Raw genomic sequence first — 25,743 nt, forward strand, 5'->3', positions numbered from 1 at the left:
GCCCACGGCTGCCCTCACGCCCCGCACGGCAGTTCCACCGTCAACGACGTCGGGCCGCCCTCGGGGCTGGCCAGTTCCATCGTCCCCTCGAAGGCCTCGGCCCGGCGCCGGATCCCGCTCAGCCCGCCGCCCGCCCGCTCGACCGCTCCGCCGTACCCGTCGTCGGTGATCGTGATCCGCAGCACCTCACCGGAACCCCGGTCCGCCGTATGCAGGCGGACGGTCACCCCGCTCGCTCCGCCGTGCTTTACGACATTGGTCAGTCCCTCGGCCACCACGAAGTACGCAGCCGATTCCACCGCGGCAGGCGCGCGGCGCAGCCCGCCCACGTCCAGCACGCACGGCACCGCGCTCCGGCCCGCCAGCGCCGAGACCGCACCCTCGAGCCCGAGCTCGTCGAGGATCGGCGGGTAGATGTCGTGCACGATGGTGCGCAGGCCCGCGAGCGCGTCGGCGGCCGCGTCCTGGGCCCGAAGCAGCTGCGGCAGGGCCTGTTCCGGGTTCGTCCGCAGCGACCGTTCCGCGATGCCGAGCATCATCACCACCCCGACGAGCCGGTTCTGGGCACCGTCGTGCAGGTCCCGTTCGATCCGGCGGAGCTCGGCGGCGTGCGCGTCGAGGGCGGCCGCGCGGCTCGCGGTCAGCGCGCTCACCCGCTCCACCAGCCGCGATTCCCGGGTCGGCGCCAGCAGCCGCGCGGCCAACCAGCACATCCCGCGCGCCATCAGCGGGGTCAGCCACAGCGACAGCGCGCCGTAAGCGACACCGACCAGCGGCATCGCCGCGGCCCCCCACCACGAGGTCACCGGATAGAGGTTGGTCACCGGCTCGTCGGCAGGCATCATCTGCCAATACGCCGGGATCAGCAGCGAATTGACGGCCGCGGCGGGGAACGCGAGCGCGAACAGGCCCGCGGCGGGAGCGATCAGCGCGTGCACCCCGACCCAGGCGGCGTCGCGCCGGGTCGAGGCCGCGGTCACCAGCCGCCGCAGGTCCTCGAACGTCGGGTCGGCCGGGATCGGCAGGTATCGCTCGGACAGTTCCTCCCCCGAGTACCACCCGGCCCGACGCCGGGCCAGCCCCGTCCACCACCGCAACAGCCCCACCGCCCGGGGCGCCAGCAGCCAGCCAGGCCCGAACAGCAGGAACACCACCAGCACCAGCCCGACGACCAGCAGCGCCATCGACACCATGCCCGCGACGCCCTCCGCCACCAGGTAGCGCAGCGCGCGCCACCAGCTCCGCAGCCGCCCGGTCCTCGCCATGCCCCCAGCATGCCGCACCCCGGCGGAGGTGTCGGTATAGCCAGCCACACCATGGATTCGGTAGCGCGCGGGATCGTCCGCCGACGCTGCCGTCCATAGCGTCGTCATCCATGAGCACACAGGTTCTGAGCCCGCCCGTCGCCGCCCTCCGACTCCAGCAGGTCACCAAGAGGTACGGGTCCGGTCCCGCCGCGGTGACCGCGCTGCGGGGCATCGACCTCACCCTGCCCCGAGGGGCCTTCACCGCCGTGATGGGCCCATCGGGCTCCGGCAAGAGCACCTTCCTGCACTGCGCCGCCGGCCTCGATCAGCCGACCTCGGGGTCCGTGTGGCTCGGCGACACCGACATCTCCCGGCTCAAGTCCAAGGCGCTGACCGTGTTCCGGCGCGATCACGTCGGCTTCGTCTTCCAGGCGTACAACCTGCTGCCCGCGCTCTCGGTGGAGCAGAACATCACCCTGCCGCTGCTGCTCGCGGGCCGCGGCACCGACCCAGGCTGGCTCGACTTCGTCACCGGCGCGGTCGGCCTGGCAGATCTGCGCGGGCGAAGGCCCGCGGAGCTGTCCGGCGGCCAGCAACAGCGGGTCGCGATCGCGCGCCCTGGTGACCCGGCCCGATGCCGTGTTCGCCGACGAGCCGACCGGCGCGCTGGATTCGCGGACCGGCCGCCAGGTCCTCGAACTGCTCCACCGCACCGCCGAGGAACTCGGGCAGACCGTGGTCATGGTCACCCACGATCCGATCGCCGCCTCGTACGCGGACCGGGTGCTGTTCCTCGCCGACGGCGCCTTCGTCGGTCACCTGGACCGGCCGAGCGCCCAGCAGGTCGCCGACCACATGACCCACCTCGGGGAGTGGTGACCCGATGAGATCGCTTGCAGGCGCGAACATCCGCGCACACCGAGGCGGTTTCGTCGGCATGTTCGTCGCGGTGCTGTTCGCCTCGATGCTCGTCACCGGGCTCGGGGTCCTCATCGAGTCCGGGATCCGCGGCGGCATCGAGCCGCAGCGCTACGCCGGCGCGGACGTCATCGTCGGCGGCAGGCAGTCGCTCGTGGTCAAGGAGGACGTCGACCAGCCGTTCGCGGAGCGGGCCCCGCTGACCGCGGGCGTCGCGGACGAGCTGGCGTCGGTTCCCGGGGTGGCGCGCGCGGTCCCCGACATCAGCGTTCCGCTCGCGTGGTCGGGCAGGCCGGTGCAGGCGCACGGCTGGGGCTCGGCCGCGCTGACCCCGTACGAGATCCGGGAGGGACGGGCACCGAACGGTCCGGGTGAGGTCGTGGTGGACGACGCCGAGCCCGCCCGCATCGGCGACCGGATCTCGTTGGCGCACGGCGGCATCGCCGACGACTACACCGTGGTCGGGGTGGCGGGCGCGAACCCAACCCCGGACCGGGCCGCGCACGTGTTCCTGTCCGACGGCCAGGTCTCCTCGCTGTCACCGCGTCCGGGCAACGTCGACGTCATCGGGGTCACGGCGGCCGACGGCGTCTCGGCGAACGCGCTGGCCGAACGGATCCGCGAACGAGTGCCCGAGGTCGAGACCTACACCGGACGGGCCCGCGGCGACGCGGAGTTCCTCGACGCGGGCAGTGCGCGTACCGAGCTGGTGATGATCGGCATCTCGTTCGCCGGGACCGCAGTGATGATCGCGATGTTCGTGGTGGCCAGCACCCTGTCGCTGTCGATCGCCCAGCGCAGGCGCGAGTTCGCACTGCTCCGCGCGGTCGGTGCGACTCCGGGTCAGATCCACCGGCTCGTCGGGCGTGAGGTGATGCTGGTCGCGGGCGTCGCCGCGGTCGCGGGCACCGTCCCTGGTTTCGTCCTCGCCGACTACCTCCGGTCTCGCTTCGCGGCGGCCGGACTGCTGCCCGCCGACTTCGCGCTGGCCTTCAGCCCGCTGCCCGCCGTCGCGGCCGTGGCACTGAGCCTGATCACCGCCCGTGCGGCGGCGGCCGTCGCCGCGCGCAGGCCCGCCAGGATCAATCCGGTCGACGCGCTGGCGGAGGCGTCGGCGACCCCGGCCAGGCTCGGCCGCGGGCGGATGGTCACCGGGCAGGTCCTCGGCGCTTCGGGCCTGGTGATCTCGCTGCTGCCCGCCGTTGTCCCGGGTCAGGCGGCGCTGGCGGGCGCCGGGGGCGCCGCTGTCCTGCTGATGATCTCGGTGGGACTGCTGGGACCGCGTCTGGTCAGCGGCGCGGTGGCCGCGTTCGGTGGGCCGCTCCGCCGATCGGGATCGCCGGCCTTGTTCCTGGCGGCCGCGAACACCCGCGGCAACGCCCGCCGCCTCGCCGCCGCCATCACCCCACTCGCCCTGGCGATCGCGATCGGATCGGTACAGATCTTCGTCCAGACCACCGTCGCGGCGGAGGCCGCCACCCAGTCGAGGGAGGGCGTCGTAGCGGACTTCCTCGTCACCGGCACCGGGTCGGGGCTGTCCCCCGCCGTCGTCGACGCGATCGGCCGGACACCCGGCGTCGAGGCGGCGAATCCCGTTGCCCGCAGCCAGGTGTACGTCCCGCGCTTCGACGGCGAGTCCACCACCACCGAGCGGTACGCGGCGCAGGGCATCGACCCGGCCGCGACGGTCGCGACCATGGATCTCCAGGTCGAGTCCGGCAGCCTCGACGCGCTGGCCGGGCGGGACACGGTGGCGCTGAGCAGCGACACCGCCCAGACGCTGGGAGTCGGCGTCGGAGAGACTGCCACGCTGCACCTCGGCGACGGCACCGCGGTCAGCCCGACCGTCGTCGCCACCTACGGGCGCGGACTCGGATTCGGCGATGTCACCTTCGCGAACGAGGTGGTGCGCGCCCACACCACGAGCGGGCTGGACGACAGCATCCTGGTGCGGGCCGAGCCCGGCAGACAATCCGAGGTCGGCGCCGCTTTGGCCGCGGCGGGCTACACCGTCACCGACCGGGACGGGCTCGGCGCGGCGGGCGAATCCGAGCGCAGCGCGCAGTCCTGGACGAGCCTGATCGCGCTGTCGGTGCTGCTGGCCTACCTGGCGGTGGCGGTGGTGAACACCCTCGTGATGGCGACGGCCGAGCGGGGCCGGGAGTTCGCGCTGCTGCGCCTGGTCGGATCGAGCCGCAGGCAGGTGCGCGCGATGATGCGCGCCGAGGCGGTGATGGTGGTGACGATCGCGTCGGTGGTGGGCACGCTGATCGCACTGCCGCCGCTGGTGGGGGTCAGCCTCGGGGTCTCCGGGCAGCCGATCCCCGCCATCTCCCCCGTCACCTACGCCGCGATCATCGCCGCGACGGTGACGCTGGGACTGATCGCGATCGCGATACCGACCCGCGCGAGGCTCCGCGCGGATCCGGTCGCGGCCATCTCCTCCCGGGAGTAGGACCGTCGCGCCCGGCACCCGATGCCGGGCGCGCACGGCCCCGGTTCCACGGGCGTTTGTCTCAGGCGGGTGCGATCGGACGGAACGCGCGGAGCTCGTCCTGTCCCGGCCTGACCACCCCGGCCGAGGACTCCATCACCTCGTTCCACGCGCCCGGCAGGTCACGCAACGGTTCGGAGACCACGAACCGGGTCTCCCCGCCCAACTGATGGAGGACGGGCACCTCCGGGTGCAGATCCCGCAGCCTGGAGATCTCGGTCGAGAAGAACAGCGACCTCGACTGCCTCGCGGTCGAGTAGCGGAAAATCCAGGTGGATTCGCCGTCCGTCGTCGCGACCGTCATCTGGACCGGATCGTCGACCCCGTGGGCCCGGCCGACATCCTCGACGAGACCGACGGCCCGGGCGACGGCGTCGAAGGGGTCGTCGGTGAGGCCGAAGGTCAGCGCGAGGAAGAACAGCGTCTCGGAGTCGGTCGAACCCTCGAGATCGGGAAACAGTGCCGGGTCGATCGCGGTGATCAGGTCGCGCCGGGTCTCGCGGAATCCTCCGAGGGCGCCGTTGTGCATCCACAACCAGCGCCCGTGCCGGAACGGATGGCAGTTGCTGCGCTGCACCGCGGTCCCGGTCGAGGCCCTCACGTGCGCGAAGAGCAGCGGGGTGCGCACGTGGCCGGCGATCTCGCGCAGATTCGAGTCGTTCCAGGCCGGTTCGATGCTCTTGAACACCGCCGGTTCGGTGCCCTCGCCGTACCAGCCGATGCCGAAGCCGTCGCCGTTCGTGGTCGTGGCGCCGAGGCGGGAGTGCAGGCTCTGGTCGATCAGGGAGTGTTCAGGCCGGAACAGCAGGTCCTCCGCGAGGATCGGCTCTCCCGAGTAGGCCATCCACCTACACATGCATCAATTGAAGCACCAAACTCCGCCCGCCGTGCTCGGCCGATCGCGGTGACGTGGTCAGGCTGTGCGTGCCCGCGCCGGGTCGACCGCGACGGCGGCGGACAGGAGTTCCGGTGGCCCCGAGAGTCGACGCCTGCGACGCCGGATCACCTTCTCGGTCTCGATCACGACCGGGATGATCAGCGCCCAACCCATGCAGGCGAGCCACTGTCCACCCGTCAGGGACGTCGTCATGAGCAGATCCTGGAGGAAGCCGAGCTCGACCGCGAACACGGTGGCGATGATCGGGATGGAGAGGATCTTCAGCGCACCGAGCACGGGAGCGGCGAGACCGGATTCGGGATCGCGCCTCATGACCAGGCCACTGAGGACCGACCCGATCGACAGCACCACGAACGCCATCGTCATCGGCACGCTCGCCTCGGTCGGACTCATCGGGCCGGGGGCGACGAGCATCGCCGCCAGGGTGACGGCGAACTGTAGGACCCCGTATGCCAGCCACTGGATGAACGCCTTCCGGTGTGCGATAGGGAGTTTCGGATCCCGGGGCGGTTTGCTCATCAGGTCCGCAGGCAGCGGGTCGAGCATGATGACGGCGACCGGGAACAGGGTGATGAAGAAGTTCTGGAACAGCACCATCAGTGGGGTGAGGGCGATGCCGTCGTTGATGTCGAACACGCTCGCGACGAGGAACAACAGCACCATCGCGAACAGCTTGGCCATCTGATAGCGGACGTACGACACGATCTTCTCGTAGATGCCGCGACCCAACCGGATCGCGGTGACCAGCGTCCCGAAGTTGTCGTCGGTCAGCACCATCCGCCCGGCCTGCTTGGTGACCTCGCTCCCCGACCCCATCGCCACCCCGATGTCGGCCTTCTTCAGCGCGGCGGCGTCATTGACGGCGTCGCCGGTCATCGCCACGATCGCGCCGCCCCGCTGCATGATGTCGGCTAGGCGCAGCTTGTCCTGCGGCGTGACGCGGCCGAAGACGTGGAGTTCCGGCAGGGCCGCCGCGAGTTCCTCGTCCGTCATGGCCTGGAGTTCGGCGCCGCCGATCGCGCCCGGCCCGAGTCCCAGCTCGGCGCCGATCGCGGATGCGGTGATGGCATGGTCGCCGGTGATCATCCGGACGTCGATGCCCGCGGAGTGGGCGGTGCGCACGGCGTCGATCGCCTCCGGCCGGAGCGGGTCGATGATCCCCACCATGCCGACGAACGTGAGGTCCTCGACGAACGACATCGGGTCCGCGGTCACGGCCGCCTCCTGGCCGTCGAGCAGCCGGGTGGCGAAGGCCAGCACGCGAAGCCCTTTCTCCGACATGGCGCGGTTGGCGGCCACGAGTTCGTCCCGAACCTCGGCCAGCGGCACCGTCTCCCCGCCGGGGACGAACGCGGTCGCGCAGCGGGCCAGGACCACGTCGGGTCCGCCCTTGACCAGCTCCGCGAACCGGGTACTGCCGCGAACCGGAAGATGGTGGAAGGTCGCCATGAACTTGTAGGCGGAATCGAACGGCACCTCGGCGACGCGCGGGTACGTCCGCCGGGTGAGCGGGGCGTCGACCCCGATCTTGGCCGCGAGCACCACCAGCGCGGCCTCGGTCGGATCGCCGACCACCTCCCCGGAGTCGGAGACGGTCGCGTCGCTGTCCAGGCACAGCCCGTAGGCGAGCAGGGTGAAGTCCGGCACCGCCTCGCCCGCGACCTGGGCGATCGTCCCGGCCTTGCCGTAGCCCTCGCCGTCCACCGTGAACCACCGGCCGTGAAAGTACAACGAGCGCACCGTCATCTGGTTCATGGTCAGGGTGCCGGTCTTGTCGGAGTTGATCACGCTCGTCGCGCCGAGGGTCTCGACGTCGTTGAGGTTCTTCACGATCGCCTTCGCGTCGGCGAGCTGGCGCGCCCCGTAGGCCAGCATCGCCTGGACGAACGTCGGCATACCGGTCGGGATGGCCGAGACGGCCATCGAGATGCCCAGCAGCAGGAGCGTCGTCAGGCTCTGCCCGCGCAGCACACCGAGGATCACGATGATCGCCACGGCCGTCCATGCGATGACGGACAGCACCTTGGTCAGCGCGTTCAGCTCGCGCTGCAAGGGGGATTTGCTCGGTGCGACGGCCGAGAGCATCGACGCGATCAGGCCCATCTGGGTGCGCATGCCGGTCTCGGTGACCACCATGGTGGCGGTGCCGCGGGTGACCGAGGTGTTCTGGAACACCATGTTGTTGCGGTCGCCGAGGGCGACGTCTGCGGTGTCGAGCGTCCCGGGATCCTTCGCGATCGGTGCGCTCTCACCGGTCAGCGCCGCCTCCTGGGTCTCGAGGGTGGCCGACCGCAACAGCCGGCCGTCGGCGGGGACGATGTCGCCCGCCTCGAGCGCGACGATGTCGCCAGGGACGAGTTCGGTCGCGTCGAGCTCGGTCAGCGTCCCGCCGCGGATCACCCGGGCCTGCGGCGTCTGCATCTTCGCGAGCGCGTCCACGCTGGCGCGCGCCTTCAGTTCCTGCTGCGTGCCCAGCACGATGTTGAGCACCACGAGAGCCGCCACCACGAGCGCCGTCGGCACCTCGCCGATGATCACGCTGACGACGGCCACCGCGACCAGCATCAGATTCATCGGATCCTTCAGCTGCAGCAGGGCGATCGACCACGTCGAGGGTGCGGGTTCGGCCGCGATCTCGTTGCCGCCGTACCGCCGCCGCCGCGCGTCGACCTCGCCGTCCGTCAGGCCCGACGTCGGGTCGGTGTCGAGCGCCGCGACGACGGCGTCCGCGTCCTGGGCGAACCAGGTCGCTTCGGATTCGGCGGTGGTGCGTGTGTGCACCCGGTCCGGTGTTGGTTCCGTGGTGGCCATGACCGCTGCTCCTCGCCGGGTACTCGGAAACGTCAGTAAGGAGTGGGAATCCAGTGCAACGGCAGAGCCGGTGCGCGGTATCCGCCGGGGTCCTGCCGCTTCGGCAGGGTGACGTCGGGACGCTCGAGCGGGGTGTACGGGATCTGGCTGAGCAGGTGACTGATGATGTTGAGCCGCCCCCGCTTCTTGTCGTCGTTGAGCGCGACAAACCAGGGCGCCAAGCCGGAATCGGTGAACCGGAACATCTCGTCACGGGCCCGCGAGTAGTCATACCAGCGGCTGTAGGACTTCAGATCCAACGGGGAGAGCTTCCAGATCTTCCGCGGATCCTCGATGCGACTCTGCAGGCGCAGCGTCTGTTGTTCCTCGCTCACCTCGAGCCAGTACTTGAGCAGGATGACCCCCGACTCGACGATCACGCGCTCGACCACGGGGATGAGCTCGAGGAACTTCCTGGCCTCGTCCTCCGTGCAGAAACCCATGACCCGTTCGACGCCTGCCCGGTTGTACCAACTGCGGTCGAAGATGACGACCTCCCCGGCGGCGGGCAGATGCGGCACGTACCGCTGGAAGTACATCTGCGACTTCTCCCGCTCGGTCGGGGCGGGCAGGGCGACCACCCTGAACACCCGCGGGCTCACCCGCTCGGTGATCGCCCTGATCACCCCGCCCTTGCCTGCGGTATCGCGGCCCTCGAAGACGATGCAGACCTTCGCCCCGGTCGACTTGACCCACTCCTGCAGCGCGACCAGCTCGGCGTCGAGCACCTTCAGATGGCGGCGGTATTCCTTGTTCGTCATCGGCGGGGCGTGCTCCTCGGCCGACGAATCGATCAACTCGCCGGCCTCGGCAGGCTGCCGACCGGTCTGCTCGGAGCGCTTCTCGGACTTCTTGTCCTTGGATTTGCCCACCGGGTTCTCCCTCGGCCGTCCTTGTGTGCGGTGCTCGTCCAGGACTTCACCAGGTTCGCCGACAGCAGGGCCGCGGCACCGAGGTGCGCGGCCCTGCTGTCGGACTTGTCACCGAATTGTCCTGCTTTCCACTGTGTTTCCGGTCAGACCGTGTTTCCGGTCAGACCGTGTTTCCGGGTCAGACTGCTTGCGGCTTCCAGGTGGACACCGCCCAGATCACCACCACGTCGAGGGCGATGATCAGCACCGACCACCACGGGTAGTACGGCAACCACATGAAGTTGGCGATGATCGAGATCGCCGCGATCACGATCGCCGCGATCCGCGCCCAACCGGCCCCCGTGAACAGCGCGACACCGATCGCCGCCACCACCACGCCGAGCACGATGTGGATCCAGCCCCACGTGGTGAGGTCGAACTTGTAGGTGTAGTCGATGCCGACGACGAAGACCTCGTTCTCGGCCACCGCGGCGATCCCCTGGAAGAACTGGATGATGCCAACGGTCACCAGGATGACGGCCGCCCCCATCGACGTACCCGCAGCGATTCCCTGTTCGGCCGGCGACTTCTCAGACATGACGGTCCCCTTCCTCGCAACCGAATGGTGCTATGTCCCCAGTGTCCGCTTCCCGCACCGCTTACATCGCGGATTCGAAGATCGAATCCCGCGAGCCAGGGAAGCGTCCGCGGAGTGAACCGTGCCTGTCTCGAGTCCTTTTCGAGTCTTGACCGCGGTGGAGAATCGGGCAGACCATGAGTCCATGACCGGCGATGACGAACTGCTTCAAGTCGAACAGGTCATCGCGCGTCTGACCGCTCGCTACCCGTCCATATCGCCGATCGACATCGAGCACACCGTACGCACGATCCACCAGCGTTTCGCCGACGGCAAGGTGCGCGACTTCGTTCCCCTGCTCGTCGAGAAGGCGGCCCGTCGGGACATCGCGGGCTGGGTGACCACGCAGCCGCGAACTCCCACGGCACTGTCGCGGCCCGCGACCGAGGCCGGCGGAACGGACGCACCAGCGGCTCTGGGCCAGCGCCGACAACGCCGAGCCGCGCGATGGCCCGGTTTCCTGGCCGCGTGGCCCTCCAGGTGAGATGCTGGCATGCGTCGGGGAAGGGCCGTGATGCCGCGGTTGCCCCCTGGTCCGAATCCATTCGCCGAGAGCAGCATGCGGGGCCGACAGCAAGCCACCGCACCCCCGATCGTGCACCACTCGAACACCGTTCTGACCACGGCCATCTTCAACGAGAGAGGTCCTGTAGTGAACAACGAATTCGACGAAGTCGGGCCCATCGACTACCTCGTGGTGGAGTTCCCCGCCGACCGGCAGCCGGACGGCTCGGCATTGCCGATGCTCCGCGACCTGGTCGACAACGGCATCATTCGCGTGCTCGACCTCGTGTTCGTCCGCAAGGACACCGACGGATCGCTGGCCGGGATCGCGATCGACGACCTCGGCTTGGAGGGCGGCATCGACGTGACGCTGTTCGCCGAGGCGTCGTCGGGACTGGTGAATCCAAGCGACGTCGAGGAGGCAGGCGCGATCCTCGAACCCGGCTGTTCCGGAGCGATTCTCGTCTACGAGAACCTGTGGGCAGCCCCGTTCGCCGCGGCGCTGCGCCGTGGCGGCGCGCAACTGGTGGCCTCGGGCCGCATCCCCCTACAAGGCATCATGGCGGCACTCGACTCACTCGACGCCGACAGCTGAAGAGAAGGAGCACACCATGCCTGGACTACTCCGTGGCGTCGCGCGTACCGCCGTCGTGGCCGGGACCGCGACCGCGGTCTCGAATCGCGTTTCCCGTCGGCAGGGTCGGCGATGGAACGCCGAACAGGAGACCCAACAGGCGCCCCCGCAGGCCGCGCCGCCTCCGCCCCCGCCGCCGCCCGCTGCCGCACCACCCTCGGGCGGCGTCGATCGCATCACCGCCCTGAAACAACTCGCCGAACTCAAGGACCAAGGAGTTCTCACCGAGGACGAGTTCAACGCGGAGAAGGCCAGGATCCTGGCCTCCTGACCACACCGCCGCGCGAGCAATAATCGCTCGCGCGGCGGTGGCGGGTTCGCTAGCCTCGGGACATGTCTCCTCCAGCCTGAGAGAACCCCGACATGACTGCGACGACGGCCACGGCCGCACGCCGGTACACGCCGCTGGCCCTGATCAACCTCGCGACCCTGCTCTCGGCCACCGGCAATGGCATCACCATCGTCGCGCTGCCGTGGCTGGTGCTCGCCAAGACCGGCCGGGCCACCGACGCCGCCGTCGTCGCGGGCGCCGCCACCCTGCCGCTGCTGCTCTCGAGCCTGTTCTCCGGCACGGTGGTCGACCGGTTCGGCCGCCGCCGCACCTCGCTGGTCTCCGACTTCCTGTCCGCGGTGTCGGTGGCGCTGATCCCGGTGATGTCCGCGACGGTCGGGCTGTCGGTTGGTGGCATCGCGGCGCTCGCCGCACTCGGCGCCGCCTTCGACCCGGCAGGCATCTCGGCCCGCGAATCCATGCTGCCTGCCGCGACGAAGGAGGCCAGGTGGTCGTTGGACCGGGTGAACAGCCTGTACGAGGCCAACTACAACGTCGCGTACCTGATCGGCCCCGGCATCGGCGGCGTGCTGATCGCCACGGTGGGCGCGGTGAACACCCTGTGGGTGACCTCCGTCTGCTTCGCGCTCTCGATCCTCACCATCGCCTTCCTCCGGCTCGAGGGCGCGGGCGCCCCCGATCACGAGACCAGGCCGGAATCGATGTGGAGCGGCACGCTCGAGGGCCTGAAGTTCGTGTGGCACAACCGGTTGCTGCGCACCCTCGCGCTGGTCGACATGGCGATCGTCGCGCTGTACATGCCGGTGGAGAGCGTGCTGTTCCCGGTCTACTTCACCGAGCGCGGCGAGCCCGCGCAGCTCGGCTGGGTGTTGATGGCGATGAGCATCGGCGGCGTCATCGGGGCCCTGACGTACGGTGCACTCGCCGCCCACGTCAAGCGCCGGACCCTGATGCTGCTGGCGGTGACCGCGCTCGGCGGGTGCATGGTCGGCATGGCGTTCCTGCCTGCGCTGTGGGTCACGCTCACGCTGGCGCTGCTGGTCGGCCTGGTGTTCGGGCCGGTCGGGCCGATCGCGAACTACGCGATGCAGACCCGCAGCCCCGAGCACATGCGCGGCCGTGTCGTCGGCGTCATGACGTCCACCGCGTACGCCGCGGGCCCGCTCGGCTACCTGCTCGCAGGCCCGCTGATCGATGCGGTCGGCCTGCGAATCACCTTTTTCGCACTGTCCATCCCGGTCCTGGTGATCGCCGCCGTCTGCTTCACGCTGCCGGCATTACGCGATCTGGATGCACCGGTGGCCGATCCGGTCGACACTCGACGCACCAGGGAGTGAGAGAGGAATGCCATGACGCAGTACCTGCTCAGTGTCTACCAGCCCGACGGACCGGTCCCCGCGCCGGAGATCCTGGAGGGGATCATCGAGGACATCGACGCCTTCAACCAGGAACTCAAGGCCGCGGGCGCGTGGGTGTTCGCAGGGGGCCTGCACCCGCCGGAGCAGGCGACGGTCCTGCGACCGAAGAGCGGCGAGGTGCTCGTCACCGACGGCCCGTTCGCGCAGGCTGAGAATCATCTCGGCGGATTCACGATCATCGAGGCGCCGGACCTCGACACCGCGCTCGGCTGGGGCCGCAAGCTGGCGGCCGCGACCACCCTCCCGATCGAGGTGCGCCCGTTCCAGGTGGGCTGACGCCCCGACCTCACGCGGCGACCGGAACACGCTCCTCCCCCGCGACGCCTGCGCCCCGGTCGACGCGGGTCGCGATCAGCAGCACGCCCAGCCCCGCCGCGGTGACGGCCGCACCGATCCAGATCGGTGAGACGAACCCGAACCCGGCGGCGATCGCGAACCCACCGAGCCACGCGCCGAGTGCGTTACCGACGTTGAAGGCGGCGATGTTCGCGCCCGACGCCATGGTGGGCGCTTGCGCCGCGTAGTTCATGATCCGCATCTGGAATCCGGGGACCGTCGCAAAACCGAAGGCTCCCATGAGGATCAGGGACACCACCGTCATCGTCTTGCTCTGGGCGGTCAGCGCGTACACGATCAGCACCACGGTCAGCCCGGCGAGGAGCGTCACCAGCGACGCGGTCAGCGCCCGGTCCGCCGCCTTGCCGCCGACGTAGTTACCCACGAACAGGCCCGCGCCGAACAGGATCAGCAGCCACGGCACCGTGGTCGAGGCGAACCCGCTGACCTCGGTGAGGGTGAAGGCGATGTAGGTGAAGGCGCCGAACATGCCGCCGAAACCGAGGACGGTGATCGCGATCGAGAACCACACCTGTGGTGACCGGAACGCACGCAGCTCGCTGCCGAGCCCCGCCGAAACCGCTGCGTCCGAACGGGATACGGATGGGACCAGCGCGGCGATGCCGGCCAGCGCCACCACACCGATCACGGTGATGGCCCAGAACGTGGAGCGCCACCCGAACTGCTGTCCGAGCAGGGTGCCGAACGGCACGCCAAGGACGTTCGCGATGGTCAGACCCGTGAACATCGTGGCGATGGCGCCTGCACGCTTGCCGGGCGCCACCAGATCCGCCGCGACGACCGCTCCGATCCCGAAGAAGGCGCCGTGGCACAGTGCCGCGACGATGCGTCCGGCCATGAGCACCTCGTAGGTGGGCGCGACCGCGGAGAGCAGATTGCCGACGACGAACAGCACCATCAGCGACATCAGCACCCGTTTGCGGTCGAATCGCCCCACCGCAGCGGTCAGCGCGATGGCACCGATCGCGACCGACAGCGCGTAGCCCGAGATCAGATGACCCGCGACGGACTCGGAGACACCGAAATCGGCGGCGACCTCGGGCAGCAGCCCCATGATCACGAATTCGGTGAGGCCGATTCCGAAGCCCCCCATGGCCAGGGCGAATAGTCCCAACGGCATGCGAATGCCCTCCACAATTCGATTGCTCAAGCAGATAGCTGGCGCAAGCAGTAGTTGCACACGCCCCATAGATAGTTGCACGCGCCCGATAATGGCGCAAGCCATGTATGGTGGGGCAACCGATTGGGAGGTATCTCGTGGGGATCGCCGACGACGCCGTCGAAATCCGAGCGCAGGGGTGGCGCACCCTCGCGGCGCTGCACGGACTGCTCGACACCGAGCTCGAACGCGCGCTCCAGCGCGAACACGACCTCTCGGTGGTCGAATACACGGTGCTCGACGCACTGAGCCGTCAGGACGATTGGCACATGCGGATGTCGCAGCTCGCCAGGGCGGCCGCGCTGAGCAGCAGCGCGACCACCCGGCTGGTGAACCGGCTCGAGAGCCGGGGACTACTTGCCCGGTATCTGTGCCAGGACGACCGTCGGGGCATCTACACCGAGGTCACCGAGGCAGGCCGGGCCCTGTTGGAGCGGGCGCGACCCACCCACGACGCGAAGTTGCGCGAGGCGCTCGACGAGGCCTGCGCCATACCGGAACTCGCGCCGCTCGTGGCGGCACTCCACACGGTGGGCGCCGCACAGGGCTGACGAACGCCAGCGCGCCTCAGCGCGAGACGACCAGCAGGAATCCGCCGCCGCCCGGCTCGATCTTGGTGTCGAGCGTCAGCTCGGGCGCCAGCCGGGACAACCGGTCCAGCAGCCAGGCGGACGCGTCCTCGGCGTCGGACTTCGAGGGGCACCGCGCGACGGCGACCCGTCCTGGCTTGCGGGTGAGCTGCTCGACCACGCCGATGATCGGCGCCGGATCGATGACGAACAGCGCGTCCGACCACGGGACAACCGGCTTGATCGCGCCCTTCTTGGTGTTGCAGGCGCGGTGCGCGAGCCGCTCCGGCCCGCCCTTGCCCTTCTTGGCGGTGTTGATGCTGTCGATGCTCGGACCGCGCGGGTCGTTCACCGACATGTTCGGGTCGACGGGTTCGTCGCACAACCAGCAGCGCCACGATTCCCGTTCGCCGACCTCATCCAGCTTGCTCATGCGCATGACGCTACAGCGGTGCCGGTCACCGGAACCCCATCACCTTGTCGCCCCACGCGGCCCGCAGCTCCTTGTCGGGGTCGCTCGCCAGGGTGTCGGTCTTGTCGATGAGCAGCGTCGCCCTGGTGTCCTCGCGGTACGGCGCCCAGTGCTTGGACGCGTCGAGCGCCGCGGGCACGCCGTGCTGCGCGAACGCCAGCCACCGCCGCTGCACCCGGCCGGAGACCTCGAGCGCGGCCTTGCGCCCGCCGAGCCAGAAGGTCGGGTCATGATTGAGCGTGCCGAAATTGCCGAACACATAGGGCAGTTCGGTGGCGTGCCCGGCGCCGACCCGGGCCGCCCACAGCATCGGGGTGGCGTGGTCGAACCGGTACACCCAGGTGGGCGAGTGCTTGCTGTGCGCGTCGGCGATCCACAGGCACGGCATCCGGAAGGCCGCGTCCCGCGACACCGCGAGGGCACCGCTGGTCTTCGACCAGTCCGGGTAGGCCGAGATGATCTCCGCGACGCGGATCGCGGGCAGCTTCGGGTGGTCGGCGGCGATCGCGGTGAACATCTGGTTCACGGTGTCCGCGGTGACGGGCATGATCGGCGACCTGGTCAGCCGGAAGATCGACGCCTCGTCCTTGTTGGTGCCGATGATCAGGGGGATGCGGTGCGCGAAACCCTTCTGGAACGCGGCGACCGGGTACCGGGGCACCAGGTCGCCGTCGACCACGGGAGCCATCGACAGCGTGCCGGGCACCGAGGTCGTCACCTCGTCGAGCAGCACGTCACCCGCCGCGGTCAGCTTTTCGATCGGCAGCTCGAACAGCCTGCCTGCCTCGTCCTCGCTGACGCCGACGATCTCGAGGAAGCGCCTGGCCACCGACGCCGCCCGCTCGGCGCCGTAAACCGATGTGGCGGGAGCACTTTGCACGATGGCCTTCTGGAAGAGACCCTCCGCGCGCGGTGAGGTCATCAGCGTCGTGATCGATCCGGCGCCCGAGGACTCCCCGAACGCGGTGACGTTGTCCGGGTCCCCGCCGAACGCTTCGATGCACTCACGTACCCATTCGAACGCGGCGATCATGTCGCGGAGCCCGATGTTGGTCTCGAAGGGATGCTCGTCGGTAGAGAAGGTCGAGAGGTCGAGGAACCCGAGCACGCCGGTCCGGTAGTTGACCGTGACCACCACGACATCGCCCAGCTCGGCCAGCCGCCTACCGTCGTAGACGCTCTGCGACGACGAGCCGACGCAGTACGCACCGCCGTGGATCCAGACCATCACCGGGCGCGGCGTCCCGTCCGGCCGGGGCGCCCACACGTTGAGCGAGAGGCAGTCCTCGTCCACGACCGAGCCCGGTTCCATCGGCACCTGAACCGTCTTGGCTTGCGGGGCGATGGGGCCGAAGTCCCGGCAGTCGCGCTCGCCCAGCCACGGGGACGGCGCCACCGCGGACCGGAACCGCCGCGCGGCGCCTGCGGCGGCATACGGGATCCCCTTCCAGGCGAACACCGTGCCCGTCGCGTAGCCGCGCGCGTCGCCGTCCCGGGCGGACACGGTCAGCGTCTCGGCCGGGGTCGCGGTCACATCCAGTCCGGTGGGCACGGCAGCCTCCTCGCAGCGGGATCCCAGCCAACGTACCAAGGATGTGCGACCACCTGCTGGAACCGCCGGGGGCACTGGGAGGCACGCCACACCCGGCGCGAACCCCGCTCCCGTTGATCGGGAAGAACGACTGCGACGTCGACGGCGGTGGTCTGTGATGGAGCCATGCCATCACGAGCCGCATTCACCCCCGGCGCCCTGCTGTCGGGCCGGCGCGCGGTCGTCACCGGCGGTGCGGCGGGCATCGGCGCGGCGGTCGCGCGGTCGTTCGCCGCCCACGGCGCCCACGTCCTGGTCGCCGACCTCGATCCGGTCACCGATCTCGGGTTCGACCCGGCCGCGGGCGGAACGATCGAGGCCGTCGAGGCCGACGTCCGCACGGCCCCGGTACCCGCGGCGCTGCTCGAGCACCGGCCGGACATCCTGGTGAACAACGTCGGCCACTACCTGCGCCCGCCGCGCCCGTTCGCCGAGAACGAGCCCGAGCTGTGGGAGCAGCTGCACGAGGTCAACCTCGGTCACGTGCTGCGGCTCACGCACTCCCTGCTGCCCGGCATGGCCGAGCGCGGCGACGGATCGGTCATCAACCTCACCACCGTCGAGGCGCATCGCTCGATGCCCGGGCACACCGTCTACTCGGCATACAAGGCCGCGCTGATGCAGTTCACCCGTTCGCTCGCCGCCGAGGTCGGCCCGGCGGGGATTCGGGTCAACGCCATCGCCCCCGATCTCATCGAGTCGGTGCAGGTCCCCTACGCCGAGCTGGTGCCCGAGGAGCAGGCGCCGCTGTGGCCGACGTGGTCCCCGCTCGGCGGCCCCGGGCAGCCGGAGGACGTGGCGGGCGCCGCCCTGTTCCTGGCGTCGGACCTGTCCCGCTTCGTGACCGGCGGCACCATCCACGTCGACGGCGGCACGCACGGCGCGGGCGGCTGGGTGCCGCGCGCATCCGGCGGCTGGACCAACCGCCCCCTCAATCCCTGACCAGTTCCGAAGGATCACCATGCCAACGCTCAGTCTCAACGTCCCCAACTTCGGGAACCTGCTCGCCGCAGACGATTTCGGGCACCTGCTCAAGGTCTGCCGCGCCGCGGACACCGCCGGGGTCGATCGGCTGATCCTCACCGACCACGTCGTGATGGGCCCGGACACGTCCGCCTACTCCTGGGGCGCCTTCCCCACCAACCCCGACGCGCCATGGCTGGAGCCGATGACGGTGCTCGCGCTGGTGGCCGGGCAGACCGAGCGGATCCGGCTCGGCACCGGGATCGTGATCGCCGCGCTACGCGGCGGGGCGGTCCTGGCGAAGACGGCCGCGACACTTGATCTACTGTCGGGCGGCCGGGTCGACCTGGGCGTCGGGACCGGCTGGCAGGCAAAGGAATACGAGGCGGTCGGGCTGGACTTCGCCAAGCGCGGCCCGCTGCTCGACGACACCCTGGCGGTGTGCCGGGCATTGTGGGAGGGCGCACCCGCCGCGGTCGCCCGCCCCGGCATCACCTTCGACGACGCCCACTGCTCGCCCCGGCCTGCGGCGGGTCGACGCATCCCGATCTGGGTGTCCGGCACCCTGTCGAAGGCGGTGGTCCGCCGCCTGACCACCTGGGGCGACGGCTGGATTCCCATCATGGGCGCCACCGACGACGACCTCGGCGCGGGAATCGAGCGGCTGCGCGACGCTTTCGCCGACGCGGGCCGCGACCCGGCCGAGCTCCAGGTTCGTGGGCGGCTGACCGTCGAGCGGACCGGCAGCGGCGCGGTCGACCTGCCCGCCACCGTCGCGAACGCCGCGGCGCAGGCACGGCTGGGTGTCACCGATGTGAGCGTCGCCCTGCAGGCCCTCGACGCCGATCCCGACGCGGCCACTGCCCTCCTCCCCGAACTGGTCGCGGCGTTCCGCGCGGAGTTCAGCTAGCCCCGCGCCCCGCCGAGTGTGCAGCTGCCGGGGCATCGCCCGAGTGCGGGCGACGGCAGCTGCACACTCGGCGCAGCACCGCTTCCGCCAATATGCAACCAATGGTTGCGCGATGCCGAACCCTCGGCTAGCGTGATGTGCAACCAAACGTTGCATATCGAGGAAGGGTGCAGAACATGGAGTTCGGCAGCATCGAACGAGAGATCTACGTCGACGCCTCGCCCGAGGTGGCCTTCGAGGTGGTCAGCAGCCCCGAGCACATCTCGGAGTGGTGGACCGACCACACCGAGATCGAAGCGACTCCCGGAGCGGTCGGTGAGCTCGTCTGGGGCGACCGCGCCAAGGTCGTCCCGATCAAGGTGGTGAACGCCGAGCCGCCCCGTTTGTTCTCGTTCCGCTGGTGCTTCCCCGAGGACAAGGTCGTCGACTCCGCCGACTCGCTGCTGATCACCTTCGAGCTCACCCCGTCCGGCACGGGCACCAAGATCCGGTTCACCGAGACCGGGTTCCGGGAGATGGGCTGGGAGGCCGCGAAGTTGGAGGAGCAGTACCTCGACCACAGCACCGGCTGGGACCGATTCCTGCCCAAGCTCGGGGAGTACCTCGCGCGGCTGGTGTCCACCCCGTGAGCACCGCCGTCGACGACGACCTGTGGTCCGCGGTCGGGGATCCGACCCGTCGGCGGATGCTCGACCTGCTCCTGGCGGCCGGCGACGGCACGGCCACCAGCCTCAGCGAGCAGCTGCCCGTGACACGGCAGGCCATCGCGAAACATCTCGGTGTGCTCGACCGGGTGGGCCTGGTGCACGCCACGCCCGCCGGGCGAGAGAGGAGGTATCGGGTGGACGAGGCGCAACTCGCTCGCGCGGTCGCGCAGTTGTCCTCGGTCGGGGCGGCGTGGGACGCCAGGCTCCAGCGGATCAAGCGCATCGCCGAGGCGATTCAGCGCACGAAAGACCAGCGCGACACACAGCACTGAATTCCGACAGGTCATTCGAAAACCAACACCGGAAAGAGGGACCGAAAATGGTAGACATCCTGCACAGGGTCGGTATCAAGGCATCGACGGCCGAGGTCTACGCGGCCTTGACCACAGCCGAGCGGCTCGCCGCCTGGTGGACGACCGACACCAAGGGCGAAGGCAACGACGTCGGCGGTGTGCTCCAATTTCGTTTCGGAGCAGGCGGATTCGACATGAAGGTCGACGAACTCGTTCCCGGCAAGCGCGTCCAGTGGGAAGTGATCGACGGACCGGAGGAATGGGTCGGCACCCATGTGATCTGGGACCTCGATCAGGTGGACGACTACACGGTCATCCTCTTCAACCACCAGGGTTGGAAGGAGCCGGTGGAGTTCATGCACCACTGCAGCACCAAGTGGGCGCTCTTCCTGATGAGCCTGAAGTCGCTGATCGAAACCGGGACGGGCGCGCCGGATCCGCACGACGTCAAGATCGACAACTGGAACTGATCAACCCACCCGGGGCACCAGCGCTGCATCGCCGAGTGTGCACCTGCCGGGGCATCGCCCGAGAGCGACCGCCGGCAGGTGCACATTCGGCGTCCGCGGCGGCTGGGACGGTCCGCGACGGCTATCCGGCGCGGCGGGACCCCAGCGGCGCGCGGTCGGCGCCCTCGATCTGCCAGAACGTCCACCCGTCCCTGGTCTCGACGTCGCCGCTGATGTGACTGGCGACGGCATTGGCCGCGACCGTCGGATTGTCGAAGCGGCGGCCCTCCATCGGCCCGCGGGTGATCTCGAGCCGACCCGTCTGCTCGTCGTACATGCCGACGAGCCGGTAGCCCTCGAAGTCCGCGACCACCTGCAGCCTCAGGTCGACGACCTCCTCGACGACCGCGGACTTCTTCGTGCGGGTGATCGGCACCAGCTTCGGCCGGCTCGGCTCGGCCACCGCACCGACGGGCTTGCGACTGGGGTCCTTGACGTCGGACAGCCCGAGGAGGTCCCAACGCGCGCGGCCGTGCTCCACCCGTTCGACGGCGATGGCGTGGCTACCGGTCCGGGTGCGCCCCGGAACCTCCTTCACCCACAGATCGACCTCGCTGTGGATGTCGGCGGCGACCTCCTCGGACGGGACGACGAAGTACTCCTCCGGGGAGGTGGCCAGGTCGACGAACACCCAGAACTGGGATCCGGTGTCATCGGTGTCCAGCGCACCGTCCTGCTTGCGTGCCTGCCAGTCGCCGTCGAGCTTGGTTCGCACCCGGACCACGCAACTGTCGTCGCCGACGCCCCACACCTGAACCGGGTTGCGCCGCGAGTGGGTGAGCCGGACCGCGCGGCCACCGCGCTGGGCGACCTCCGAGATGAATGCCTGAATGCCCAGGCTGGCAGTGTTCTCCATGGTATCCGTCCGTGCCGCTCAGCCCGTGCAAATGTGAGAGCAGTGGGGCGACGGGCGACGCGGACACGACTCGGTCTCTGACCTCCACCTTACGTGCATGTGGACGCGCCGTGACCCACAGCACGGGAGATCACCGTTCTTGCAGCACCGAGAGGATGTTGCCGGCCGGATCGGTGAACCATGCGATGTAGGGTCCGCCGCCCCGGAAGATGCCCCGCTCGTCGGCCTCCATCCCCGGGTACCGCTCGAAGGTCACGCCCCGCTCGCGCAGTGCGTCGACCGCCGCATCGATGTCCTCGACCGGGAAGTTCAGGATGGTGTACGTCGCCGGGATGTGGGTCTGCTTCGGGTACACCAGCACCGTCTCACCCCCGCCGACCTGCAGCGCGAGCAGGCCGAACTGCTCGGTGACGGTCAGGCCGAGGGTGTCGCGGTAGAAGGCCGCGGCCGCCTCGAGGTCGTCGACCGCGAAGCCGCTGTACGGCGCCGAGTTCAGCGTGGCCGACGGGGCGGGTACCCGGGCGGCCAGGTATCGCGCACCGAGCTCGATGATCTGGAAGTAGTTCCCGTCCGGGTCGATCAGCGTCCCGAAGAGCATCCCCTCGGAGCGTTCCTCGAGCGGCACCAGCCAGTCTGCATCCATCTCGTCCAGGCGGGCCGCGACCGCTGCCGCATCGTCGACATGGAAGTTGAGGATCGTGCGGCCGGGCTCGGGGTTCTTCTCCGCGACATCGTCGCGCTGGTCGAACAGGACGCTGACGCCGCCGAATCGGACGTCGCCGTCCGGGGTAGGTGTGGCGTCGAACGCCCGGCAATACCAGTCCCGAAGGCGATCGGGGTCCGGGCTCGCAAGCAGAATGGAACCGAGGTCGGGGCTGGTCATGTGTCCTCCCGGATGCGAGTGCCGGTCTCGACACTGCACCCGACCGGGCCCTGGCGCAAGGGCGACCCGCCGGGAGGACCTGCTCGATTTCCGAAAACGTAGCTTCCCCACGGGCGGTGCCCGGCAACTACGGTTCGCCAGGACACCAGCACCGACCGATAGAGGGATGTTCTCAGTGAAGCGCGACCGGGTCAGCGGTACAGCGCGTCGATCTCGTCGGCGAAGCGCTCGGTGACCACCTTGCGCTTGATCTTCAGGGTCGCGGTCATCTCGCCGTCCGCCTCGGTGAGGTCGCGGTGCAGGATCGCGAACTTCTTGATCGCCTCGGAATGCGAGACGGTGCTGTTCGCGTCGTCGACCACCAGCTGCAACGCGGCCTGCAGGTCCCGGTCCTCGCTCAGGTCCGCGACGGACGCCGAGGCGGGCTTGCCGTTCTCGGTCTTCCACAGCGCGAACACGTCCGGGTCCACGGTGAGCAGCGCGGCGATGAAGGGGCGTGCGTCCCCGACGACCACGGCCTGCGAGATCAGGGCGTGCGAGCGCATCCGGTCCTCGAGCGGTCCCGGCGAGACGTTCTTGCCGCCCGCAGTGATCAGGAGGTCCTTCTTCCGTCCGGTGATGGTGAGGAAGCCGTCCCCGTCCAGCTCGCCGAGGTCGCCGGTCCGCAGCCAGCCCTCGTCGAAGGTGTCGGCGGTGGCCTGCTCGTTGTGCCAGTACCCGCCGAACACCACCCCGCCGCACAGTTCGATCTCCCCGTCGGCCGCGATGCGAACGCCGTTGCCACCCATCGGCTGTCCGACGGTGCCCATCTTGTGTGCACCCGGGACGTTGACGCAGTGCGCCGCGGTGGTCTCGGTGAGTCCGTAGCCCTCGTAGATCGGCACGCCGACACCACGGAAGAAGTGCCCGAGGCTTGGCATCAGCGCGCCGCCACCGGAGATGGCCCACCAGCACTCCCCGCCGAGCGCGGCCCGGAGCTTCGAGTAGACGAGCCGATCCGCGACCCAGTGCTGCGCGCGGAGCACCGGGGACGGACCACCCGCATCGAGCGCCTCGCTGTAGCGGACGGCGGTCTTCTCGGCGAAGCCGAAGATCGCCTTCTTGACGGCGCCGCCCTGCGCGGCGCTGTGCGCGGCCGAGTCGCGGACCTTCTCGAACACCCGCGGCACGCCGAGGATGGTGTGCGGCTGGTACCGGGCGAACTGCCCGACGACGGTGCTGAAGTTCGACCAATGCGCTTGCGCTCCACCGGCTTCGAACATCGCCAGTGACACGGCGCGGGCCAGGACATGGGCAAGCGGCAGGAAGGTGAGCATCCGGTTGCCGGGCTTGGCCACCTCGCCGACGCTGGCGCTGAGGATGCCGCGAACCTCGGACAGGAAGTTGCGGTGGGTCAGGATGCAGCCCTTGGGCCTGCCCGTGGTGCCGGAGGTGTACACGAGCGACGCCAGGTCGTCGGCCCGGATCGCCGCGACCCGGTCGTGCACCTCGGCATCGTCGAGGTGCTCGCCCGCCGCGATCAGCGCGCCCACCGCGTTGTCGTCGATCTGGCGGACACCCAGTCCGGAGCCGTCGAAGGCCGACGCGTGCCGATCGGTTTCGACGATCGCCGTCACCGCTCCCGAATCCTCTGCTATCCAACGGATCTGGTCGGGCGAGGACGAGTCGTAGATCGGCACGGACGCGGCGCCCGCCGCCCAGATCGCGAAGTCGAACAGCGTCCATTCGAACCGGGTGGCGGACAGCAGGATCACCCGATCACCGCGGGCCACCCCGCCGGCGATCAGGCCCTTCGCGACACCGACCACCAGATCGGCGAACTCCGCCGCGGTGACGTCGACCCAGTCGCCGCCGATCGGTCGACTGAACAGCACCCGCTCGGGCGCTTCCTGCGCGTGCCGGTAGACGGAACGGACGAGGGCGTCATCGTCCGCGATGGTGAACTGGGCGGTGGTGGTGAATTCACGCACGGGGGTCTGCTCCGATGCTCTGGTCGGTGTCATGGTCTGCGGTACTGGTGCGGAACCGGTGCAGCATGCGGGCGAGGTCGGCGATGTCCGCGGCCGACCAGTCCCGGACCCGCTCCCCCACCTCGTCACGGCGGCGCCGGTCGGCGCCGGTGAGGACGTCGCGGCCGGCATCCGTGAGGCTGAGCGGATGCCCGCTGCGAATCGGTCCGGGCTCGGCCTGGACCCACCCGGCGTCGACGCATCCGCGCAGCTGCCGCGACACGGTCGACCGGTGCACCCCGAACGCCTCGGAGATCTCCGTCGCACGGCATCCCGGATTGCGCTCGATATAGGAGAGCACCGAGTGCTGGGCGAAGGTGGGCACCCCCTCGGCGGGACGCTCCCCCGTCATCAGCTGGCGGACCAGGTGCACGAGCTCCTCGTGTACCTGGGCGACGGCCGCGGTCGATCGTTGTTGCACAACGCAACTATAAACCCGCCAAGACGCCGTCCGACTCGGGCCTGGGCCCGGCCGGCGAATCCGAACCTTCGGATCAGCGTGATCCGAACTCCGCCGTGCCCCCTCGCGGCGGCGCAATCGTCCGCCGGCCCGTCGTTTGCCCAGGTACGCCCGCACCGCGGGTGGCGCAATCGCCTCACCACTCCGGCGGCCGCGAAGTGAGCGGCCAGCAGCCCGCGAAACCACCGCTACTGTCGGCATTCGTCCAGGTCACCGGCCCCGAAGAAGGGAAGCAGATGAGCGCAGCCACCGAGCCGCCTCCGAGCCGCCGCTCCCGCGCCGATCGGGCCCGCCAGGTAGCGGACGTGCTGCGCCAGCAGACCCTGGCCGGCGCGTTCGCGCGCACCCTGCCGCCGGAGCACGACCTCGCCGTCGAATTCGCGGTCTCCAGGAACACAGTGCGGGCGGCCCTATCGCTGCTCAAGGACGAGGGCCTGATCGACCGCGCGCCGCGCGTCGGCACCCAGGTGTCGGGACGCAAGTTCGACCACGGCATCGACACCCTGCTCGGTCTGAAGGAGACGCTCCGCGAGCACGGCGAGGTGCGCAACGAGGTACGCGCGGCCCTGCGCCTCGTGCCTCCGCCCGCCGTCGCGCGCCGCCTCGAGCTGGACCGGGCCGAGCCCGCGGTCTACATCGAGCGGCTCCGCTACCTCGGCGACCTGCCGCTCAGCCTGGACCTGACCTACCTCGTCCCGGACCTCGGCGAGGAACTGCTGCGCCGCGACCTCGCGGGCAACGACATCTTCGCCCTGATCGAGGAGGTCTCCGGCAGGCCACTCGGATCGGCCGAGCTGGCCATCGAATCCGTCAACGCCGACGCCCACACCGCGGCCGCACTGCAGGCCCCCGAGGGCGCCGCGCTGCTGCTCCTCGAACGACTCACCACCCTCGACGACGGCAGGCCCGTCGACCTCGAGTACATCCGCATGCGAGGTGACCGCATCACCATGCGGGGCAACCTCTTCCGCACGAACCAACCATGGGAGCTGACCTGATGGCACTGGTCAACCAACGCGCCGACGTCCCCGTCACCATCGATGAGTCGCTCTGCATCGAGGGGTGCACCCTCTGCGTCGAGATCTGCCCGCTGGACTCGCTGGCGATCAACCCGGACAACGGCAAGGCCTTCATGCACGTCGACGAGTGCTGGTACTGCGGCCCCTGCGCGGCCCGCTGTCCCACCGGCGCAGTCACCGTCAACATGCCCTTCCTGCTCCGCTAGCCGCCAGGCACCGGACAACCCGACCACCAAGGACCCG

Annotated in this window: 25 protein-coding genes and 2 pseudogenes; 15 read left to right on the top strand and 12 right to left on the bottom strand. The window is 69.7% G+C overall.

The genetic code is table 11. The features are described 5' to 3' along the window. Positions 1-14: 14 nt before the first annotated feature. Positions 15-1,265 (bottom strand): sensor histidine kinase, encoded by a 1,251-nt coding sequence (locus JOE46_RS10080; protein ID WP_209927142.1) that lies wholly within the window; start codon positions 1,263-1,265, stop codon positions 15-17. Between the two features lie 110 nt (positions 1,266-1,375). Here JOE46_RS10080 and JOE46_RS10085 point away from each other — a divergent pair. Together JOE46_RS10085 and JOE46_RS10090 are read left to right on the top strand one after the other, a co-directional pair. Further along, positions 1,376-2,126: pseudogene (locus tag JOE46_RS10085) on the top strand (ABC transporter ATP-binding protein). Between the two features lie 4 nt (positions 2,127-2,130). Beyond that, positions 2,131-4,620 carry an FtsX-like permease family protein gene (locus JOE46_RS10090; protein ID WP_097214027.1) on the top strand — a complete coding sequence of 830 codons (2,490 nt, stop codon included), beginning with the start codon at positions 2,131-2,133 and terminating at the stop codon, positions 4,618-4,620. Positions 4,621-4,681: 61 nt separating this feature from the next. Here JOE46_RS10090 and JOE46_RS10095 read toward each other — a convergent pair whose 3' ends face one another. The 4 genes from JOE46_RS10095 to JOE46_RS10110 form a co-directional block, all read right to left on the bottom strand. Then, the gene (locus JOE46_RS10095; protein WP_209927143.1) at positions 4,682-5,503 is read right to left on the bottom strand and encodes a class II glutamine amidotransferase; all 822 of its coding nucleotides are present in this window, start codon (positions 5,501-5,503) and stop codon (positions 4,682-4,684) included. Positions 5,504-5,572: 69 nt separating this feature from the next. Then, positions 5,573-8,368, bottom strand: coding sequence for a cation-transporting P-type ATPase (locus JOE46_RS10100; protein WP_097214025.1), 2,796 nt, complete (start codon positions 8,366-8,368; stop codon positions 5,573-5,575). A gap of 32 nt (positions 8,369-8,400) precedes the next feature. After that, positions 8,401-9,204: a polyphosphate kinase 2 gene (gene ppk2 / locus JOE46_RS10105; RefSeq protein WP_245221600.1), complete on the bottom strand. Its 804-nt coding sequence runs from the start codon at positions 9,202-9,204 to the stop codon at positions 8,401-8,403. Positions 9,205-9,457: 253 nt separating this feature from the next. Next, positions 9,458-9,856: a hypothetical protein gene (locus JOE46_RS10110; RefSeq protein WP_097214024.1), complete on the bottom strand. Its 399-nt coding sequence runs from the start codon at positions 9,854-9,856 to the stop codon at positions 9,458-9,460. Between the two features lie 184 nt (positions 9,857-10,040). Here JOE46_RS10110 and JOE46_RS10115 point away from each other — a divergent pair. The 5 genes and pseudogenes from JOE46_RS10115 to JOE46_RS10135 all read left to right on the top strand — a co-directional run. Next, a pseudogene (locus JOE46_RS10115) lies at positions 10,041-10,226 on the top strand (three-helix bundle dimerization domain-containing protein); the annotation flags it as partial. Positions 10,227-10,547: 321 nt separating this feature from the next. Continuing rightward, positions 10,548-10,994 carry a DUF6325 family protein gene (locus tag JOE46_RS10120; RefSeq protein WP_257017801.1) on the top strand — a complete coding sequence of 149 codons (447 nt, stop codon included), beginning with the start codon at positions 10,548-10,550 and terminating at the stop codon, positions 10,992-10,994. A gap of 16 nt (positions 10,995-11,010) precedes the next feature. After that, on the top strand, positions 11,011-11,304 hold the full coding sequence (locus JOE46_RS10125) for an SHOCT domain-containing protein (RefSeq protein ID WP_097214023.1): 294 nt from the start codon (positions 11,011-11,013) through the stop codon (positions 11,302-11,304). 92 nt (positions 11,305-11,396) lie between these two features. Beyond that, on the top strand, positions 11,397-12,662 hold the full coding sequence (locus tag JOE46_RS10130; RefSeq protein ID WP_097214022.1) for an MFS transporter: 1,266 nt from the start codon (positions 11,397-11,399) through the stop codon (positions 12,660-12,662). Between the two features lie 12 nt (positions 12,663-12,674). Next, positions 12,675-13,019, top strand: a complete 345-nt coding sequence (locus JOE46_RS10135) for a YciI family protein (protein ID WP_097214021.1) — start codon at positions 12,675-12,677, stop codon at positions 13,017-13,019. Between the two features lie 10 nt (positions 13,020-13,029). Here JOE46_RS10135 and JOE46_RS10140 read toward each other — a convergent pair whose 3' ends face one another. Beyond that, the gene (locus tag JOE46_RS10140) at positions 13,030-14,220 is read right to left on the bottom strand and encodes an MFS transporter (RefSeq protein WP_209927144.1); all 1,191 of its coding nucleotides are present in this window, start codon (positions 14,218-14,220) and stop codon (positions 13,030-13,032) included. Positions 14,221-14,357: 137 nt separating this feature from the next. On the opposite strand from JOE46_RS10140, the gene JOE46_RS10145 reads away from it, so the two are divergent. Next, a complete protein-coding gene (locus JOE46_RS10145; protein ID WP_209927145.1) occupies positions 14,358-14,810 on the top strand; it encodes a MarR family winged helix-turn-helix transcriptional regulator in 453 nt (150 codons plus the stop codon). 16 nt (positions 14,811-14,826) lie between these two features. Here JOE46_RS10145 and JOE46_RS10150 read toward each other — a convergent pair whose 3' ends face one another. Both JOE46_RS10150 and JOE46_RS10155 read right to left on the bottom strand, forming a co-directional pair. Then, positions 14,827-15,261, bottom strand: a complete 435-nt coding sequence (locus JOE46_RS10150) for a hypothetical protein (RefSeq protein WP_077042365.1) — start codon at positions 15,259-15,261, stop codon at positions 14,827-14,829. Between the two features lie 25 nt (positions 15,262-15,286). After that, a complete protein-coding gene (locus JOE46_RS10155) occupies positions 15,287-16,852 on the bottom strand; it encodes a carboxylesterase/lipase family protein (RefSeq protein ID WP_374102890.1) in 1,566 nt (521 codons plus the stop codon). A gap of 165 nt (positions 16,853-17,017) precedes the next feature. Between JOE46_RS10155 and JOE46_RS10160 the strand changes: the two genes are divergently transcribed. The 5 genes from JOE46_RS10160 (at position 17,018) to JOE46_RS10180 (ending at position 20,234) form a co-directional block, all read left to right on the top strand. Next, a complete protein-coding gene (locus JOE46_RS10160; RefSeq protein ID WP_097214019.1) occupies positions 17,018-17,833 on the top strand; it encodes an SDR family NAD(P)-dependent oxidoreductase in 816 nt (271 codons plus the stop codon). Between the two features lie 19 nt (positions 17,834-17,852). Next, positions 17,853-18,764, top strand: coding sequence for a TIGR03619 family F420-dependent LLM class oxidoreductase (locus JOE46_RS10165; protein WP_209927146.1), 912 nt, complete (start codon positions 17,853-17,855; stop codon positions 18,762-18,764). Between the two features lie 176 nt (positions 18,765-18,940). Beyond that, positions 18,941-19,393: an SRPBCC domain-containing protein gene (locus tag JOE46_RS10170; RefSeq protein ID WP_097214017.1), complete on the top strand. Its 453-nt coding sequence runs from the start codon at positions 18,941-18,943 to the stop codon at positions 19,391-19,393. Continuing rightward, complete coding sequence (locus tag JOE46_RS10175; protein ID WP_077042369.1) at positions 19,390-19,743, top strand: metalloregulator ArsR/SmtB family transcription factor; 354 nt, start codon at positions 19,390-19,392, stop codon at positions 19,741-19,743. Before JOE46_RS10170 ends, JOE46_RS10175 begins: the two co-directional genes overlap by 4 nt. Positions 19,744-19,790: 47 nt before the next feature. Next, positions 19,791-20,234, top strand: coding sequence for an SRPBCC domain-containing protein (locus tag JOE46_RS10180; RefSeq protein WP_097214016.1), 444 nt, complete (start codon positions 19,791-19,793; stop codon positions 20,232-20,234). 121 nt (positions 20,235-20,355) lie between these two features. Here the strand turns inward: JOE46_RS10180 and JOE46_RS10185 are convergent, their stop codons facing one another. The 4 genes from JOE46_RS10185 to JOE46_RS10200 form a co-directional block, all read right to left on the bottom strand. Beyond that, complete coding sequence (locus JOE46_RS10185; protein ID WP_097214015.1) at positions 20,356-21,129, bottom strand: hypothetical protein; 774 nt, start codon at positions 21,127-21,129, stop codon at positions 20,356-20,358. Positions 21,130-21,259: 130 nt separating this feature from the next. Next, positions 21,260-22,012 carry a VOC family protein gene (locus tag JOE46_RS10190; protein ID WP_209927147.1) on the bottom strand — a complete coding sequence of 251 codons (753 nt, stop codon included), beginning with the start codon at positions 22,010-22,012 and terminating at the stop codon, positions 21,260-21,262. 191 nt (positions 22,013-22,203) lie between these two features. After that, a complete protein-coding gene (locus JOE46_RS10195) occupies positions 22,204-23,982 on the bottom strand; it encodes a long-chain fatty acid--CoA ligase (protein WP_209927149.1) in 1,779 nt (592 codons plus the stop codon). Continuing rightward, a complete protein-coding gene (locus JOE46_RS10200; RefSeq protein WP_374102891.1) occupies positions 23,975-24,442 on the bottom strand; it encodes a MarR family winged helix-turn-helix transcriptional regulator in 468 nt (155 codons plus the stop codon). The genes JOE46_RS10195 and JOE46_RS10200 overlap by 8 nt, the downstream gene beginning before the upstream one ends. A gap of 275 nt (positions 24,443-24,717) precedes the next feature. Between JOE46_RS10200 and JOE46_RS10205 the strand changes: the two genes are divergently transcribed. After that, the gene (locus tag JOE46_RS10205) at positions 24,718-25,479 is read left to right on the top strand and encodes a GntR family transcriptional regulator (RefSeq protein ID WP_209927150.1); all 762 of its coding nucleotides are present in this window, start codon (positions 24,718-24,720) and stop codon (positions 25,477-25,479) included. Continuing rightward, positions 25,479-25,706, top strand: a complete 228-nt coding sequence (locus JOE46_RS10210; RefSeq protein ID WP_027502301.1) for a ferredoxin family protein — start codon at positions 25,479-25,481, stop codon at positions 25,704-25,706. The genes JOE46_RS10205 and JOE46_RS10210 overlap by 1 nt, the downstream gene beginning before the upstream one ends. The last annotated feature ends 37 nt before the right edge of the window (positions 25,707-25,743 follow it).

This window comes from Rhodococcus sp. PvR099, from assembly GCF_017833315.1.
GTDB lineage: Bacteria > Actinomycetota > Actinomycetes > Mycobacteriales > Mycobacteriaceae > Rhodococcus_G > Rhodococcus_G oryzae.